The sequence below is a fragment of the Streptococcus iniae genome, from assembly GCF_030732225.1.
Taxonomy (GTDB): Bacteria; Bacillota; Bacilli; order Lactobacillales; family Streptococcaceae; genus Streptococcus; species Streptococcus iniae.
Genome location: NZ_CP132230.1, coordinates 1,682,408 through 1,701,002 on the forward strand (window position 1 = coordinate 1,682,408; position 18,595 = coordinate 1,701,002).

Annotated in this window: 14 protein-coding genes; 1 reads left to right on the forward strand and 13 read right to left on the reverse strand. The window is 37.6% G+C overall.

Annotated features, from left to right (window positions below; translation table 11 throughout):
* Positions 1–11: 11 nt before the first annotated feature.
* The 12 genes from Q9317_RS08335 to Q9317_RS08390 all read right to left on the reverse strand — a co-directional run bounded on the left by Q9317_RS08335 (position 12) and on the right by Q9317_RS08390 (position 13,143).
* The gene (locus tag Q9317_RS08335; protein ID WP_003101846.1) at positions 12–713 is read right to left on the reverse strand and encodes an MIP/aquaporin family protein; all 702 of its coding nucleotides are present in this window, start codon (positions 711–713) and stop codon (positions 12–14) included.
* A gap of 12 nt (positions 714–725) precedes the next feature.
* Complete coding sequence (glpO, locus tag Q9317_RS08340; protein WP_003101848.1) at positions 726–2,555, reverse strand: type 1 glycerol-3-phosphate oxidase; 1,830 nt, start codon at positions 2,553–2,555, stop codon at positions 726–728.
* A 9-nt stretch (positions 2,556–2,564) separates the two neighbouring features.
* The gene (gene glpK, locus Q9317_RS08345) at positions 2,565–4,079 is read right to left on the reverse strand and encodes a glycerol kinase GlpK (protein WP_003101849.1); all 1,515 of its coding nucleotides are present in this window, start codon (positions 4,077–4,079) and stop codon (positions 2,565–2,567) included.
* Between the two features lie 169 nt (positions 4,080–4,248).
* The gene (locus tag Q9317_RS08350) at positions 4,249–4,599 is read right to left on the reverse strand and encodes a PepSY domain-containing protein (protein WP_003101850.1); all 351 of its coding nucleotides are present in this window, start codon (positions 4,597–4,599) and stop codon (positions 4,249–4,251) included.
* 166 nt (positions 4,600–4,765) lie between these two features.
* Positions 4,766–5,023 (reverse strand): DUF896 family protein, encoded by a 258-nt coding sequence (locus Q9317_RS08355; RefSeq protein WP_003101851.1) that lies wholly within the window; start codon positions 5,021–5,023, stop codon positions 4,766–4,768.
* A gap of 31 nt (positions 5,024–5,054) precedes the next feature.
* Complete coding sequence (gene glyS / locus Q9317_RS08360; protein ID WP_003101852.1) at positions 5,055–7,094, reverse strand: glycine--tRNA ligase subunit beta; 2,040 nt, start codon at positions 7,092–7,094, stop codon at positions 5,055–5,057.
* A gap of 51 nt (positions 7,095–7,145) precedes the next feature.
* Positions 7,146–8,069 carry a glycine--tRNA ligase subunit alpha gene (glyQ, locus tag Q9317_RS08365; RefSeq protein WP_003101853.1) on the reverse strand — a complete coding sequence of 308 codons (924 nt, stop codon included), beginning with the start codon at positions 8,067–8,069 and terminating at the stop codon, positions 7,146–7,148.
* A gap of 374 nt (positions 8,070–8,443) precedes the next feature.
* A complete protein-coding gene (locus Q9317_RS08370; protein WP_003101854.1) occupies positions 8,444–8,980 on the reverse strand; it encodes an isoprenylcysteine carboxyl methyltransferase family protein in 537 nt (178 codons plus the stop codon).
* 113 nt (positions 8,981–9,093) lie between these two features.
* Positions 9,094–9,933 (reverse strand): aldo/keto reductase, encoded by an 840-nt coding sequence (locus Q9317_RS08375; protein ID WP_003101855.1) that lies wholly within the window; start codon positions 9,931–9,933, stop codon positions 9,094–9,096.
* A gap of 93 nt (positions 9,934–10,026) precedes the next feature.
* Positions 10,027–11,178 carry an N-acetylglucosamine-6-phosphate deacetylase gene (gene nagA, locus Q9317_RS08380; RefSeq protein ID WP_003101857.1) on the reverse strand — a complete coding sequence of 384 codons (1,152 nt, stop codon included), beginning with the start codon at positions 11,176–11,178 and terminating at the stop codon, positions 10,027–10,029.
* A gap of 128 nt (positions 11,179–11,306) precedes the next feature.
* On the reverse strand, positions 11,307–12,149 hold the full coding sequence (locus tag Q9317_RS08385) for a DegV family protein (protein ID WP_305981542.1): 843 nt from the start codon (positions 12,147–12,149) through the stop codon (positions 11,307–11,309).
* Between the two features lie 178 nt (positions 12,150–12,327).
* Entirely contained in the window at positions 12,328–13,143 is an 816-nt protein-coding gene (locus Q9317_RS08390; protein ID WP_003101862.1) for a Cof-type HAD-IIB family hydrolase, read from the reverse strand.
* 296 nt (positions 13,144–13,439) lie between these two features.
* Between Q9317_RS08390 and Q9317_RS08395 the strand changes: the two genes are divergently transcribed.
* Positions 13,440–14,450, forward strand: coding sequence for an alpha/beta hydrolase (locus tag Q9317_RS08395; RefSeq protein WP_003101863.1), 1,011 nt, complete (start codon positions 13,440–13,442; stop codon positions 14,448–14,450).
* Between the two features lie 161 nt (positions 14,451–14,611).
* On the opposite strand, the gene Q9317_RS08400 is transcribed toward Q9317_RS08395, so the two are convergent.
* Positions 14,612–18,352, reverse strand: coding sequence for a glycoside hydrolase family 2 TIM barrel-domain containing protein (locus Q9317_RS08400; protein ID WP_003101865.1), 3,741 nt, complete (start codon positions 18,350–18,352; stop codon positions 14,612–14,614).
* Between the last annotated feature and the right edge of the window lie 243 nt (positions 18,353–18,595).

Consider the following 18,595-nt stretch of genomic DNA (forward strand, 5'->3'; position numbering starts at 1 on the left):
TATCTAATGTTTTAAAATACCACAGTGTATAAGAGAACTGCAAGAACTGCTCCAACAATTGGACCAATAATTGGAATCCATGAGTAAGACCAATCTGAGTCACCTTTATTTTCAATTGGCAAGAGTGCGTGAAGCAAACGCGGTCCAAAATCCCTTGCTGGGTTGATGGCATAACCTGTTGTTCCTCCTAATGAAAGACCAATACCAATAATTAATGTTCCAACAGACAATGTGCCTAAACCTGCTGGCATTTTATACATGCCAATTGCCAGGATTCCAAGAACCAAAACAAATGTTCCAAAGATTTCACTAAGCACGTTTGACGTTGTGTCTCTTAATGCTGGACCAGTTGCAAAGGTTCCTAAAATATCTGCTGGTTCTTGTGCAACCTTGTAATGTGGTCTAAATTGGAGATAGACTAAGAGTGAGCCTAACATAGCACCAACAATTTGTGCAATTGAATACATGGCAGCGGTTCCCCAACTAATATCACCTTTTACAGCAAAAGCAATGCTAACTGCTGGATTAAGGTGTGCTGGAGCAATGTGACCAGAAATGAAAGCTGCTACAGCAACAGCGATTCCCCAACCTGTTGTAATAACAATCCAACCAGAATTGTTGTTTTTGGTTTTCGGCAAAACAACACCCGCAACAACCCCATTACCAAGTAAAACCAGTAAGGCTGTTCCTAAAAATTCTCCAAAGATATCCATACCCTAATCCCCTTATTTTCTTTTTAATTCTTCTAAGTCATTATCTTTAAGATTTTGAACAAGCTCTTCAGTATAGGCTCCTTTTTCTTCCTCTGTCCAAGACAAATGCTTAGCCATTTCAGCAATGACTGGCTCAATTAATTGATCCATCTGAGTTCTCTTAAAGAGCATGTGGTTAGTTCTTCTTAAGAAGAAATCAGTTGGTCGCAAGGCCATCTCATAATCCATAGCATAATGAAGTGACAAGGTTTCACATAATGTCAACCCTTTTGCAGCTGTGATTTGACGTGTTAGTGCGAAAACTTTTGGTGCATTTGAGCCATATAGATTTGCTAAATAACGAGCCTCATCCATTGTTAGGCCATTTAATGCTCCTAATTGTGCGTAAGCTTCTAACTCTGAATCCACATTAGCAGGGTTAATTTCCCCACCAGAAACTGGATAAGTGGTTGAATTGATAAGTTTAAACTGTTTATCGTACTTGTCATTCAATACCTTGATTAAGATGTCAAGGGCTCCTTCTGCCATCTTACGGTAGTCAGTGATTTTACCACCTGCTAAAGTAAAGAGACCATTATCATCACATTCAAAGCTTGAGCCTCTAGAAACAGCTGATGGATCCAATTCTTTTTCTGAAGTGCTTGATTCAACTGCTTTAATAGCATGCTCAACTGTTTCGCGACTCTCCTTATGGTTTAAGTAAGACTCAACAGTAGTAATAAGATGTGTAAAGCTTTCATCACTTAACTTGCCACTGTTACCACCATTGTAGTCTGAAGCACTATTGCCAGATAAGAGTGGTCGTAAACCAGCCCATGAACTTTCAATGTCATCAATGCTAAGGTTAGCTTCTGGGAATCTACGGTTGACAATATCTAGCAAGTAATCCACGTCTTCTTGAGTGACTTTTGGATTTTTCAAATCACCTGTATAATCAGTATCTGTTGTTCCAAAATATGTTTTTTCTTCACGAGGTAAGACAAATACCATACGACCATCATTTAAACCAGTATCCACATAAACTGGCTGAGAGACATTCAATTTTTGACGGTCTACAACCAAGTGAACCCCTTTTGTCGGACGCAGTTGCTGAATCTTATTGCCTGTTTTAGCAAAATTCCGGATATCATCACTCCAAGGTCCTGTTGTATTAATAACAAGACGCGCTTTAATAAGGATTTCTTGATTTGTTATCAAATCTCTTGCTTTAACACCACAAACTTTTCCTTGGTCATCTAATAGAAAATCTTCTGCTTTAACATGACTGGCTAAGAGTGCCCCATCTTGATTAGCCCGTTTGATATTTTCAATAACAAGTCGGGCATCATTATTTCTAAAATCTAGGTAAACACCGCCACCTAGTAAGCCTTCTTTTTGCAAGTCAGGCTGTCTCGCTAGAACGTCTTCTTTACTTAAGACTTTATTAGCCAAGTCTGTTTGAGAAACACCTGCTAAGAGGTCATATAAATCCATTGCTACTTTGAGACGGAACATGTTAAAAGTACTTCCTGGCTCATCATATACTGGCAATAACATAGGATCTGGTTTTGGAATATGTGGTGCAATCCTTTGAACAACTGCACGTTCTGAAACAGTATCCGAAACAACCTCAACATCAAATTGTTTAAGGTAGCGAAGCCCACCATGGACCAGTTTGGTTGAACGGCTAGATGTTCCTTCAGCAAAGTCTTGCATTTCAATCAGACCAGTATCTAGTCCACTGGCTGCAGCTTGAAGAGCAACACCTGCTCCTGTAATCCCACCACCAATAATCAGCAAGTCTAAGGTTCTTTCTTGCATTTTTTGGAGTGCTAAACGTCTTGTTTCTTTTGAAAATTCCATCTTATCCTCCTAATCAATATCATCTTCTTGGGCAAAGACTTGTGTTGCTTTGACAGCTTTCTTCCAGCCTTTATAAAGTTTTTCTTTACGAGACTCATTCATGCTTGCTTTAAAGAGTTGACCAGTCGCATTTAATTCTTTTAGAGCATCCATATCTTCCCAATAACCAACTGACAAACCAGCAAGGAAGGCCGCTCCTAGAGCTGTGGTTTCAAGATTTTTAGCGCGAGCAATATCAATCCCTAAAATATCAGCCTGGAATTGCATGAGAAGATTATTCATGGCTGCACCACCATCGACACGAAGTTGTTGGATATCAATACCTGAGTCAATTTGCATTGTGTCAATAACATCACGGACTTGGTAAGCAATGGATTGAAGGGTCGCTTTAACAAAATCTTCTTTGCTTGATCCACGTGTTAATCCAAAAACGGATCCGCGAGCATTTGAATCCCAATAAGGTGCTCCTAAGCCAGTGAAAGCAGGAACAACGTAAATTTCATCATCACTTTGTGACTCACGAGCAAGTCCTTCTGATTCACTTGATGTCTCAATCATTCGAAGACCGTCACGCAACCATTGAATAGCACTACCCGCAATAAAAATTGAACCTTCTAAGGCATAATATACCTTGCCATTAATACCATAGCCAATAGTTGTTAAGAGATTGTTATCAGATAATTGAACTTCTTCACCTGTGTTCATAATGATGAAAGAACCAGTACCATAAGTGTTTTTAACCATTCCTGGCTCAAATGCTAATTGTCCAAACAAGGCAGCTTGTTGGTCACCAGCCATACCTGAAATTGGGACTTCGCCTCCATAGAAGTGGTAAGGAGCTGTTTTCCCATAAACTTCTGAATTTGATTTAACCTCAGGAAGAATAGCTTTAGGAATGTTAAGAATAGATAAAATCTCGTCATCCCATTTTAAGTCTTTGATGTTGTAAAGCATTGTTCTAGCTGCATTTGAGTAGTCCGTAACATGAACGGCACCATCTGTTAATTTCCAAACCAACCAAGTATCAATTGTTCCAAACAGCAAGTCACCTTTTTCAGCACGTTCTTGCGCTCCAGGAACATGGTCTAAAATCCATCTAATTTTAGTTGCTGAGAAATAAGCATCAATAACAAGACCTGTCTTATCATGAATCATATCTGTGTAGCCATCTGCTTTTAGCTGATCTGCAATTGGAGCGGTTTGACGGGATTGCCAGACAATAGCATTATAAATTGGAAGACCTGTTTTTTTATCCCAAACAACTGTTGTTTCACGTTGATTGGTAATACCAATAGCTTCTATTTGGCTAGGCTTGATACTTGACTCAATAAAAGCACCCGCAATAACAGATTGTACAGAATTCCAAATTTGGTTAGCATTATGCTCAACCCATCCCGCTTGAGGGAAAATTTGTGGGAACTCTTTTTGACTACTGGCAATTTTTTCACCTTTTTTATTAAAGATAATTGCACGAGAACTTGTTGTTCCTTGGTCAATAGCCATAATGTACTTTTCTTCTGACATGTGTCTTTCCTCCTTAGGTAAGCGTTTTCTTTTTTCTATACCCCTATTATAACTAAAATCTTTTAAAATGCATTATCAAGAATTTCTGACGACTAAAAAATTTCTGATAAGATATGTTAAAATTTATCATAATAAAAAAACCTATGACTATTCATAGGTTAAACTCTTATTAATCATTATGATTATCTGAAGATTTTTCAACAATATCACCATTTTGTGAATCAATACTATAGCTATATTCTTTACTGTCTTTGTCAAATTCAATATCATAGACTTCTTGGCCATCTTCTGTTTCAAGTTTAATGGTCAAGTTCTTGACATCTCCTTCAGCAAATCCTGCATCTTTTAATGCAATTGCTTTAGCTTTTTCTTCTGTAATTGCTGCTTTTTTTGTGTGAGTTGTTACTTTTTGGCTGTTAGACTGTTGAACATGATCATCGTCTTTATCCATATCACAAGCTGCAAGTGCCAATACTGAAAGTCCCGTTAATAGCATAAGGGAAAAGTTTCTCTTTTTCATATTATACCTACTTTCTATTTTCTTTTATTATACACTAGCTATGTAGAGACTTCTAACAATCTGCTTAGTTAGAGTCACTCTAAGACTTCAGATATGAGATACCTGCTTATCTAAAAAACTAGAAAACCTTTATTCCAAATGGATAAAAAGAGTTTCTAGTTTGTTTTTATGATTTTGGATCATCTAGCGAACGGCCATGTAAGCCTTTTTCACGTTGCACTTGTCTCAATTTTTCGGGTGTAACATCATTGCCTTTTTCATCAACAATTTTAATTCCTTCAACATGATGACGAACGGACCTGCGGTAACCTTCAATATATTCTTCACGCAGTCTAGCTTGTTCGACTTTTTCAGGACCAGTCAAACCAACTGTTTTTTTCTTTTTGGCTAACTCGTTAATGCGAGCAATTTTTTTAGGATCCATCTCTCTTCCTTTCTGTTAAAAAAGTTGCTTTTTATTTGGTATTTAAGAGATTAAATTTGGCTAGTTTATTAGCTTTTTCAACTAAGCTTGCTAAAAGAGCCAAACGATTATTTTTAAGCTTTTGATCATCAACCATAACCATTGTATTGTCAAAGAAAGCAATAATCTTATCTGTTAGGCCAAATAATTCTTGTAATGCTTGACTAGCAGTACCCTTAAGTGTTAAAGCATTAATGGCTTCAAAAAGAGCTTTTTCAGCATCATTTTCAAAGAAACTTTCAGTGACTGTTAATCCTTCTTCAGCTTTTTCAGCTAGATTAAAGACACGCGCCAAACTCTCAACAGCTTCTTTGTAATTATCTGCTTTTGAAGCTTCTCGTAGAGCATCAGCCATTTCAATCATTTGTGGCACTTGGTCATTTGAACTTGCAAGAACTGCTGATTTAATATCTTTTGGAATATGATTTCCCATCATTTTTTCAATACGGGCTGCAATAAAGGCCATAACCTCTTCTTGGTGATCATAAGTTAAACTGTCAAATGACAATTGGTAACAATCTTCTACCAACTGCGCTAGAGAAATATGCCAACCAAAAGCATCAAGAATACGAACAATTCCTTGGGTTGCACGACGAAGAGCATATGGGTCATTTGAACCACTAGGAATAAGTCCTACGCTAAAGAATGAAAGCAGGGTATCTAATTTGTCTGCTAGGGCTAAAACAGCACCAACTTTTGTTTTCGGCAGATCACCTTCTGCTGAATTTGGTAAATAGTGTTCTCGAATTGCTGTTGCTACATTATCATTTTCACCAGCTAAAAGGGCGTATTTTTCTCCCATCAAACCTTGTAATTCATCAAATTCACCAACCATACCGGTGAGCAAATCAAATTTGTAAATTTGGCTAGCACGTGCCACTGCTTTACTGTCATCTTCTGATAAACCAGCTTTTTGAGTTAAATAAGCTGCGATAACACCCGTACGCTCCATGTGTTCTGCTAAAGTCCCAATTTTTTCATGAAAAGTAACATGTGCCAATTTAGCAACAAGGTCTGAAATAACAAGTTTTTGGTCTTCACGCCAGAAGAATTCACCATCTTCAAGTCGAGCAACCAAAACCTTCTCATTTCCCTTAATAACGTTATGAATCCCTTTTTCATTACCGTTACGTACAGAAATAAAATGGGGAAGTAAGTTACCATTATGATCACGGACAACAAAATAACGCTGGTGATTTTTCATGGACGTAACCAAAACTTCTTCTGGGACGTCTAAATATTTGGCATCAAATGAGCCCATAAAAGCAGTTGGGTATTCTACTAAATTTAACACTTCATTAAGTAACTCAGCATCAATATCAACCTGAACATTTTCCTGAGCTTCAATAGCTTTAATCTGTTCAACAATCATATCCTGACGTTCTTTAGGATTTGCGATGACAAAGACCTCTTTCAACTGCGCTTCGTATGAATTGGCAGAAGTGATTTCTGTCTCATGACCTAAGAAACGATGACCACGCGATGTTCTAGCTGATGTAATGTCTAAGAAATCCATTTCCAAGGCTTTATCATCAAGTAAAACCGTTAATGTGTGAACAGGACGAATGTATTCAAAGCTATTATTAGCCCAATGCATTGAAACCGGGAAAGTCATGTTGCTAAGGACTGTAGGGATTTCAGCCAAAACAGCTTCTGCCATTTTACCACTTTCATGTTTAGTGACATAGACATACTCTTCGCCTTTAATATCACGAAATTCGATAGCATCAGTTGTCAGTCCTTTACCACGGACAAATCCTTGTGCCGCTTTTGAAAAATTGCCTTCTTTGTCTAGTGCAATCTTTTTAGACGGCCCCTTGAAATCTTCAGTCAAGTCTGTTTGTTTATCAGCTAAACCAAGGACACGTACGGCTAGACGACGTGGGGTTGAAAAAGTTTCAATAGCATCAAAAGTAAGGCGGTTTTCAGATAAGAAGCTCGCCATTTTATCGCCTAATTGCTTTTCACTTGATGTGACAACATAGGCTGGTAATTCTTCAAGTCCAAGTTCTACTAATAGATTTTTTGTCATGTTTTATGTCTCCGAAAAATGTTTTCTTCTTTTTATTAAGGTAGGTATTTTCTATTTCTCTTCTGAATCTTCTGCTAGAAGTTTGGCACGGCTTGCTTCATCTAAAAGGGGGTAACCCAATTTACGACGTTCTGCTACAAAGGTTTTAGCAACTTGTCTTGCAAGGTTACGAATTCGAGCAATATACCCTGCACGCTCTGTTACTGAAACAGCACCTCTGGCATCTAAAAGGTTAAAGGTATGTGAGCATTTGAGTACATAGTCATAGGCTGGATGCACTAAACCTTCCTCCAAGGCACGGCCTGCCTCTTTTTCAAATTTCTCAAAGTTTTCTAACAACATGTCCTGATCGGAGATTTCAAAAGAATATTTTGACTGTTCATATTCAGGTTGAAGGAAGATTTCACCATACTTAACGCCAGGTGCCCATTCAATATCATAAACAGAATCCACTTCTTGAATATAAGAAGCTAGACGCTCTAATCCATAAGTCACTTCAGATGTTACTGGACTTGTTGCAAGTCCTCCAACTTGTTGGAAATAGGTAAACTGCGTAATTTCCATACCATCTAACCAAACTTCCCAACCAAGTCCAGCTGATCCTGTTGAAGGGTTTTCCCAGTTGTCTTCAACAAAACGAATATCATGTTCTAAGGGATTAATTCCTAATGTTTCAAGAGATTCAAGGTAAAGTTCTTGGATGTTTGACGGGGATGGTTTCATAACCACTTGGAATTGATGGTGTTGATATAGACGGTTAGGATTTTCCCCATAACGCCCATCCGCAGGGCGACGACTTGGCTCTACATAAGCAGCATTCCAAGGTTCAGGACCAATGGCACGAAGAAAGGTATAAGGACTCATTGTTCCCGCACCTTTTTCATTATCATAAGCTTGCATTAGCATGCAACCTTTATCGTTCCAATAGTGTTGCAAAGTTAAAATAATTTCTTGAAAAGTAAGTTTTTTAGACATGATTTTCTCCTATCTTTTGTTACATCAGTTAAGGGGCAACAGATTATTCTTAAAATAAAGCAAATTCCTTAGCTTGGCAAGTCGCTCTAGTTGCTTTTAGGTTGCCACTTCTCAGTACTAGTAGCCATCTTAAAGCATAAGAAAAAGTGAAACCACTCCAACACTCCTATACAAATGTATAGGGGCGTTGAAACGCGGTTCCACCCTAATTTATGACTTCATTGTTAATTATACTGTTTTGTAATAATGAAAGTGCCTCATATTTTACTCATCACTCGGCTCACACCATCCCGAACTCGCTTAAGAAAAAGCTAAAATAATTTCTTTCCTAGAAACATTCTAGCACATTACAAACAACTTGTCTAGAAAATCAGTTATTGCAATTGCGTCTTCTTAAAGGTACTTGGAATGATAATTTCTGAAAGCAGTTGGTTCTCTTCTCGGATTCTAATGTATAGTGAGAGAATATAGAAAGGAAATAACAAGGTAGCTGTAATTTGTGCATGGCAAAGTAAAACAATCCCTATTAATTCAGGACAAATGTTCAAAAAATAATTAGGGTGCTTAACATATTTGAAAAGCCAATGGTCAACATAAGGATGCTCTTTTTTAAGCATCAGTTTAACCGTCCAAATACCACTTAACAAATGAGTTACCCAATAGAGCATGGCTATTGAAAATACCATTAGACTTAGTCCTAACAGACCAATACCATCCAATCTTACTTTATTTAACAAAGCTTCCGTTAAGGCAAAAAAATAAATCATGATATGAAGCAAGGTCAAGAATTTGGAGTTTTTTGCTCCGAACTCTTTACCTCCTTCTGCTAAAATACGTTTTTCGTTTTGAATGGATATTTTTAAGAATAGAAGACGGATGATAAACATCGTCATCATAAGAACAAGTATCATTGCTTTTTAAACCTCTTTTTATATAATGAAATTATTATACAAAAATGATAATAAAATGTCAATCAAACTAAAAACAGAGCTCCATTCAGAAAACGAATCCCTGTTTTAAAATCTTAAAAATCTTTTGTGTCCGGATCAGGTATCCCTGCCATATCAGGTAATGTTTTGATCATTTCAGCATCTTCTTGACTCAGTTCAATATCAAAGAAATCCCTATTTTCTTTAATACGATTTTCATGAACAGATTTTGGCAATGGTAAAAACCCCTCATAAACAGACCAGGCAAGAGCAATTTGCGCCACGGTTTTTCCATATTTTTCAGCCAAAGCTAACATGGTTTCATTCGTAAAGATTTCCCCTTGACCTAACGGACTCCAAGCTTCCAAAATAATATTTTTAGCCTTACAATAAGCAATAACATCTGCTTGGTAACATCCTGGGGCTAAACGGATTTGATTAACTGCTGGCTTGATCTTGGCTGTTTTTGCCAAAGCTTCTAAATGGTGAACCATAAAGTTGCTGACACCAATTGTTTTAATAAGGCCAGCTTCAACGGCATCTTCCATATAAGCCCATGCTTGAGCATTTGCTGACTCCCAGCTGTCACGGATAGCTTTAGGATTTGGCCAATGTATTAAGTAAAGGTCAATATAAGTTAAACCAAGTCGCTCTAAGGAAGCCTTTAGAGCTGCCTTAGCACCCTCATAACTATGACTGTCATTCCATAATTTAGTAGTGATAAAGAGTTCTTCTCGAGCAATACCACTGTCTTTAATGGCACGTCCAACACTTTCTTCATTTTTATATATTGCTGCCGTGTCAATGTGGCGATAACCTGCCTTCAAAGCTGATAAAGTTGCTTGATAAGCCTCTTGTCCATCTGCTGCTTTAAAGGTCCCAAAACCTAAAAGTGGTATTTCTAGACCATTGTTCATTTTAAGTGTTTTCATCATAAAAACCTCCTTTTCTTTCCCCCATTCTATCATAATAGCCTTTTTTTAGGGAAAAAAAGAATTGAGACAATTGCTTATCTCAATTCTTTAAACTTAGAGTGCTTGGTAAACTTTTTTTCCGTCTAAATAGGTCGCTATCAATTCTAAATTCTGATCTAGAACAATGAAGTCTGCTGCATATCCTGCTTTAATTTGACCACAAACATCATCAATCCCAACTGAGACAGCCGGAACGTAAGAAGACATACGAATAGCTTCTTCTGGGCTTGCAATTCCCCAGTTAACAACATTTTTGATTCCATCTTTAAGTTTTAAGATGGAACCTGCCAAGCTACCACTGTCTTTTAGTCTAGCAGTTCCCTTTTCAACAATAACTGGGAATTCTCCCAGCATGTAATCCCCCTCTGGAGAGCCTCCAGCTCGCATACAGTCTGTAATCATTGCCACATGATCATGGCCTTTTTGTTGCATCAAGATATCGCAAGCAACAGGTGACACATGGTGTCCATCACAAATTAACTCTGCATAGGTTCCTGGAATATTGTATACAGCACCAACCATTCCAGGTTCTCTATGCGTCAAACCACGCATCCCATTATAAGCATGAACCCAAACACTTGCTCCTGCATCTACAGCCGCCTTAGCCTCATCATAAGTTCCATTGGAATGTCCTAAGGCTACAGTAACCCCTTCTTTTGTAAGAGTTGATACAAATTCTTCAACACCATCTCGTTCAGGAGCTAATGCTATCTTTTTAATCAAGCCATTAGCGGCTTCTTGCCATTGCCTAAATTCATCAAGGCTTGGATTTTTCATATAATTAGGGTTTTGTGCTCCCTTGTATTCTTCTGTGAAGTATGGTCCTTCAAAGTAAATCCCTTGAATCTTCGCGCCTTTGACCTGATCTGCAACTGATGCTAGGGTAGCTGAAACGTCTTTCAGATGGTCAAAATCAGATGTTAATGTTGTTGGTAAAAATGACGTAACACCAGTAGATAAGAGGCCTTGACTCATGGCATGAATACCTTTGGCATCATTATCCATAACGTCTGCACCTGCATAACCATGGATATGGGTGTCAACTAAACCAGGTGCAAGCTGGTAGCCTGTGTAATCAATAATCTCTGAGTCTTTGGGTTCATTTTTTTGCCACTCACCAAAAACACCGTCTTTAATGGCAAGATAGCCTGCTTCTTTAACGTGATTTAGGTAATAAAAGCGGTCTGCTTTAATATAGCTTATCATTTTATTCCTCCCTTTTGCCTCTATTATACGCCAAGATTTCAGCTTTGTAAACGGTATATACCAATTTAGAAAGTAGTTTCAGAATTTAAAAAAATTGATTAAGGTTTTCCTCAATCAATTCCAATTTATTAGCATTCATATCCTAATAGGATACCTTCTTCTTCAGCATAAAAGCTACATAAACCTGATGTTGGGACGGTTTTAATTTCCGCATCTGGATAAACTGCTTTGACTTTTTCACTGATTTGTTGGCAAATTTTGGTGTTGTTGCGGTGAGCAATTGTTATCCGTCCACCCTTATAGCCTGCCTTTTCAAGTTCTTCGACAACTGCCAAGACTGCTTTTTTCTGACCACGAGCTTTTTGCAATAATTCTAATTGGCCATCTAGACTAGCACGTCCAACCATTCTGATATTCAAAAGACCAATGACTTTTCCAAGTAATTTGCTAACACGGCCATTTTTAACTAAGTTATCAATTTTTGCTAGAACAAATAGCAAAGCTGTCTGTTTTTGGTAGGCTGTAATTTTTTCAACAACGGCATCAAAACTAAGACCTTGTGAAATCAAACATTCCAATTCTGCAACGATCAAATCCATTTCACCTGCTGCAGACAAGGAATCAATCACATGGATGTTCACGTTTGGATTTTCTTCCAAAAGCATGTTTTTTGCTAAGCGCGCACTATTATGGCTTCCTGATAAGGTACCCGTTATGGTCACAGCAATGACATTATCTGCCCCTTCATAAGCTTTCATAAAAGCATCTGGACTTGGGCAACTTGAAGTTGTTGCTGCTGAAGCAGCATACATACTGTCCATCATATGGTCAATATCTAAACCTTTATCATCCACAAAAACCTCGTTACCAATACGTAGCATTAATGGCACGCGCTCATAGCTTAATTCCTGTGACTTTGTTTTTAATTCTACTAAATCACATCCTGAGTCTGCAACTATTTTCCAAGTCATGCATCTCCCTCGTTTCTATCATACAATTTCTTTTTTTATCATCTTAGTGATACCCTTTAAAATTATATCATTATATACCTAAATTAGGCTAGTAAAATTTGCTATATATTGCTCCACTAAGCTTTTATATCAACAATCAACTAATTCCTCTGCTTCATTTGGGAAATGGGGCTGATGGCTATTTTCTTAAAACATGGGTTTTAATAGCCTGTGCTACACCTGCATGGTCACAATCTGCAGTTACAGCGTCTGCTAAGTTTTTTACGGCTTGACTAGCATTGCCCATGGCAATTCCTAAGCCTGCGTAACTGATCATCTCAAGGTCATTTGCGGCATCACCAATAGCCATAATATGTTCTGAGTCAATCTTCAAATGCTCTGCTAAGGCTTTAAGAGCCCAAGCTTTAGTAACATTTTTCGGCATAATCTCCAAGATGTAATCTTGACTGCGAACAACACTGTAATCTTTTTCCAAGTCCTTTCGTACAGCCGCTTCAAATTGGTCTAAAAGAGGCTTCTCTCCCATGTACATGGCCTGAAAAATAAGGTCATTTTTTGCTTGTAATGCTTCTATGCTAGTTGCTTTTACAGTGGTAAAAACCAAATCCCCATCATATTGAACCAATTCTGGAACATGATCTGAGACAACATAAAAATCTTGTTCAGCTGTCAAGGTCAAATCCACACCAGGATAGTCTTGGCAAAGCTGATGCAATTTGGAGACATCAAAAAGACTGAGTTGTGCTGATTGAATGAGTTGCCAATCCCTGCTCTGATAACTGCTACAGCCATTATTTAGGATTAAAAATTCATTTTCTGATAAGCCTAATTGTTCGAAATATGGTTTTGTTCCAGATTTTGGACGACCAGTACAAATAACAATTGTCACACCAGAAGCCGCAGCTGCCTGCACTGCTTCAATGTTTTCTTTAACAAGTTCTTTTTGATGATTTAACAAGGTTCCATCTAAATCAATGGCAATAAGTTTTATCATAAATAGCCTCTTTCTAGTCTGATACATTTTTCACTTAAGACTAGTGTATCACTTTTTCACAAAAAATGAGATTCTAGACATGACCCTTACTTAATTTCCTTACTTTGAGCCAATAATTGATACCACTGGGCACTTTTCTTTGGGAACTTATTTAAACATACAAAAACTCATTTTATTTTCATTTTATTAAATAAATAATTGACAGATGAGAAAATTTCTGACATGCTAGTAGAGATAGATGGTTACTATTTTTTTATAGAATCCATTTAGAAAATACTTTAAAAGGAGATATAAGGTTGAAAAAACGTATTTGTTTGACACTTATTTTAGGACTTATCTCTTGTGTCTTTATCCAACCAGTAGCAGTTAAGGCCAGTGATCGTTCGTTAAAAAGTTGGTTTATTGAACAGTATTTTTGGCTTAAAGGAGACAAAAGCTACTACAGTGAACAGGATGAAGCCGAGTTCCAGAAATATGTCAATTCCGCAGGAGAAACAAGTAATAATGGTTACACTCTTGAACCTAGTTTGGTTAATGGCACATTAGTTAAAGAAGAAAAACATCAAATGACGGTTTATTCTTGGAACGATAAAAATGACCCTAATCAAAAAGTTATTCTATATTTACATGGCGGGTCATATTTAAATAATCCGACCACTTACCATATTGATATGCTCAAAAAAATATCAAGTCAGTTAGATGCTAAAATAGTACTTCCTATTTATCCTAAAGCTCCAAAGTATGCTTACCATCAAGTCATGCCTCTTCTTGTTGATCTTTATCAAGATGTCTACATGAGCAGAAGTCAAAATGCTAAAAACATTACACTTATGGGAGATTCCGCAGGAGGTGGTTTAGCACTTGGATTGGCCCGTGCATTAACTTATGAACCAAAACCATACCCACTTGCTCAACCCAAAGATATTATTCTCTTATCGCCTTGGCTCGATGTCAGCATGTCTCATCCAGAAATTCCAGCTTATGAATCAACTGATCCTATTTTATCAGCTTGGGGATTAAAGCGTGTTGGTGCTCTTTGGGCAGGCGATGAAGGAAATGTTCACCATGAATATGTTAGTCCTAAGAATGGTCCTCTTGACAAGCTGGCACCAATTACCCTATTTGTTGGAACAAGAGAAATTTTCTATCCAGATGTCCGTGATTTTGAACAACGGCTAAGCAATGAAAATCTTAGACACAATTATTTTGTCGGCAACGGTATGAATCACGCCTATCCTATTTACCCAATTTCTGAAGCCGATAAGGCACAAAGAGATATTGTTCAAATTATCAATAGACCTGCCTAAAGTCAACATAAACGTCAAGCATTCCTTAACTAAAATAAAGGACAAGTCCTGATGGTTTACACCTTATGATTGCTATTTGTTAAAGAATACACTAAAAAGCTCCCCTTTTTTCTTAAAAGAGGAGCTTCTTGGTTTTTAAATGATTGACTCGACACTCTTTTTTAGACGGTGGTGCTTGACTCTTCGAAGCATGCTTTAAGTCGGTAAATTCTTTCTTGTTTCATGTCTTCAGATGCTACTAAAATTTTTACTTCGTTCTGGTACTCAGGTAAAATGGTGATGGCACAATGATATGGATTCTTGTGAACAGAAATCTTAGAAACGTCTAAACTCCCACTATGTGTAGGGATATCCGTAATTCCTTTTTGAGAAAGCAGGTAATCTACTCCTTCAACAGATATCCTATCAAGCCATGCTTTCTTAGCTTTTGTAACCAACCAATCTCCTCTGAAGAGTTTAATTTTCTCATAATCACTGCTTACTCCTTCATAAACAATTTTAAACTGAACGGCTGATACAGGTGCTGTAAAACAATACTCTAGACCTTGACTTGTTTTCTTAGGTACTTTTGTTGATACTAATTGCCCATCAGCATATATGCTTGCTGTTTGTGAAGTTGGTAGGATAAGCCGTGCAATATTTTCAGCAGTTGCATAGGTATAGGTGACACTTGTTGTGTCTACTGTTTTTTGCGCTGACTTACTAACGTCAATTGAGGAATACTTTAATTCTTGCTGAGCAAGTCGTATGTTAGCACAGGCTTCTTTCTTATCACCTAAGACATCGACTATTCCTTTAACTGTGACAACCGGCTCACTTTGAAGTTTTTCTTGTAAATCCTCTGGTTTATTTTCCCAAATAACAGGAAACTGTGATTGGACAAGTTGACCATTTGCTAAATAGGCTTGAACTGTTTCTGGTAATAGTATGCTTTCGCCCTCTAATGCTAGGATGCTGATTGTTTTAATCGCAACCACCTGACCTATCATAAAGACATTGATGCTAATAGGTTTGTCACTGCTTGCTAGCCTTCCATTAATTGTGAAATCAAGTTCTTTTTTCAGTTTTTCTGCTAGAGATGACTTATCCCAAATGATATCTTCTAGCTTTTCTTCCCCATTATTTCTTCGAGTGAGAACCGTTTTGGGCAGGGGAAGGGTTTTTCTCCCTTTTTTGATGTAAAGGTTTTTAACCATGTCATAACGATCAATTGCACCTGCTTTTGGTTCTTTGTTTGCGTAGACTTTAATGCTTTGTTTTGCTGCTTTCAACCCCTTACTTGTAGCTTTTAAAAGCACTTGCCCACTGTCGCCAGTCATTTGCACAATAGCAAGGAGTTTGCCAGCAAAGGCCTGACGGTTATTGTCTTGATAGCTTTGATGGTCTGTCGGATCACCATTATCTAAAGCAAGCAGTCTAGCAGGTCCAGTTACTGAAACTGTGATACGATTTGATGCATCAGTAATGTCATGACCATCTTGGTCTTGAACACTGATTTCAACATAAGCTAAGGAGTTATCTGATACCTGTTTGGGACATTTTGAAGTTGTTAAATGAAGTTTATTAGGTTGACCAAAACTTCTTACCTTGCTATTTCCATGAGTTTCTGTGATGATTTTACCTTTTTTATCATAAGCTATGGCCTCCAAAGTTCCCTCTTGATAAGGGATTTCCCAGGTCAGGTAAAGGTTTTTGTGACTGATAGCAGTATCTCTGCTAGCTTCGTAAACCCTGTAAGAATGGATATTATCTGTTGCAGGCAAAAGCCTTGAATAGTTGCGTTTTCCAAGGAGTTGCTTCTTTCCAGTCATATCTGTATGACACAATTCAACTGCATCTGCATTAGAATATACAACAACAGTTACTTTTTGAGCATTGCCACTTGTGCATAAGATTGATTCTTTCCAGCTTGGGAGAATATGAAGGGTTGTGTCTTCTTTTTGCCATTGACTTCTATAAAAATAATAGCTATCTTTTGGAAATCCTGCCGTGTCAATGATGCCAAAATAAGAACTTTTTGGTGGCGGGTTCCCATTGAGTTGATTTGCTGGTCCTTTCCCAACACTGTTCCAAGGTGTTGGTTCTCCTAAATAATCAAATCCTGTCCAAACGAATTCCCCTGCTACAAAATCTCTAGTAATCACATCAAACCAGGCCTCACTAGCATAATGCCCCCAACCTACTGTACTGTTATCATAGGAACTCAATTGATTTTTCTCATTACGGTAAGCAGAGTGACCCTCTACTTTAATGCTTGCATTATAAACCCCACGACTGTTGATAGCAGAAGCTGTTTCAGAGCCATACATTTTCCAGTCAGGGTGTTCCTTGTGGTCACGGTCATAGTCACAACCACTAGCATAATTGTAACCCACAATACCTTGACAAGTATTCTTAGCAGTTGACAAGACTTTAGCCATTTCAAGAGAAATTGCCCTTTCAGTTCCTCCCTCATTTTTGAGTTTATTATCTCCCAATGTCACTGGTCTACTCTGATCAAGTTCTGCGACCCAATTGATGAGGTCTTTTAGTAACTTTGGATAAGAGTCCGTTTGGTTGTCACCTTCTAACCCTTCTTGAACTTCATTACCTGTTGACCACATGATTAGAGAAGGGGCGTTTTTGCCTGCTCTCACCATCTGTTTGATGTGGTATTCTGCCCATGTTTGTTGAGGTTTCGCATGACTTAGGTAGTTAGCATTTTCACCTATTTTCTGATCAAAAAACCTTGCGTAATCATATTGATTCCCGTTTTTTGCAAATCTCCAAGTGTCAAATGCCTCATCTACCAACAGAATCCCTTTACGATTAGCAATATCCCTCATAAAACGAGATGAAGGGTTGTGTGTCACACGAACAGCATTCACTCCCATATCTTTCAAAATTGTTAACTGTCTGTCAATGGCATCATAATAAGCTTTTGCACCTAATCCCCCTTGGTCATGGTGCATACAAACCCCTTGGAGTTTTACGGCCTGACCATTTAAGTAAAACCCTTTTTGGGCATCAAAAGCTATAAAGCGAAAACCAACTTCTTCTTCTTTTTGGTGAATGATTTGGCCATCCCTATCAAGAAGCTCTGTTCTTAAGACATAAAGATTAGGATGACTTATTGACCATAAGTCTGGATTGATAAGGCTTAAGTCATGTTTAAAAGTGACCTCTTTTCCTTGTTCAATAGTCTGCTCTTTTGTTTGATGACTAAGCAATGCTTGCGTCTTTATGTCTGATGTTTTTGGATAAAGAGAAGTTTTCACTGACACCGTTATAGCATTGTCTGATTGATTAATAACCTCTGCTTCAATGAGCAGCTGAGCTGTTTTATGATCTCTATAGGTTTCTGCTAAATTGGGAGTTTTAACCGTCACACCATCTTGTCTTAAATGAACTTGTGGTGTCACCTCCAAATAAAGAGACCGATAAATGCCGCTTCCTGAATACCAACGTGAACTTGGGATTTTATTGGTCACTTTAATGGCAAGCGTATTATCACCACAACTAGTCAGAAAGTCTGTTATATCATAAGAAAAATGGCTGTAACCATTAGGGTGCATTCCTAATTTTTGCCCATTCACATAAACTTCAGTTTCCATGTAAGAACCATCAAAGCATAGCAAAAAACGCCCTTTAGCAGCTTGACCACCTAGAGTAAAATACTTTCTATACCAGCCTACACCACCCAGTTTGTAACCACTTTCTGCTTCTCCTTGGTAGATTGCATAGTCTTGGGTCAAACTAAAATCATGAGGTAACTTAATTGTTTGCCAGCTTGAATCATCAAATAGCTGATGACTCGCATTTGGAACATCACCAAAGGTAAACTTCCAGTCATTGTCGAAAGGAATTATTTGATTTGTTGCTGTATAGTGATTGAATGACTGTGTTTCAATATCTGAATGCATATGACTTTCCAAAACTTCCTTATTTTTAACTTATTAAGACTAGCTTTTATGAGAAGGGCCTATTGCTATCATTTTGATTAAGCCTTTCAAAAGCAATCGCTTACAGCTGAGATTATATATTATTTCATTGCTATTTTCAATGACTTTACTGGCTTTTTATTGAAAGTCTTAAACAGATTATGGTCTAGGGAATTAAAAAAAGCTAAAGGATTTTTCCTCTAGCTTCTTGCTATTGGTTTACTT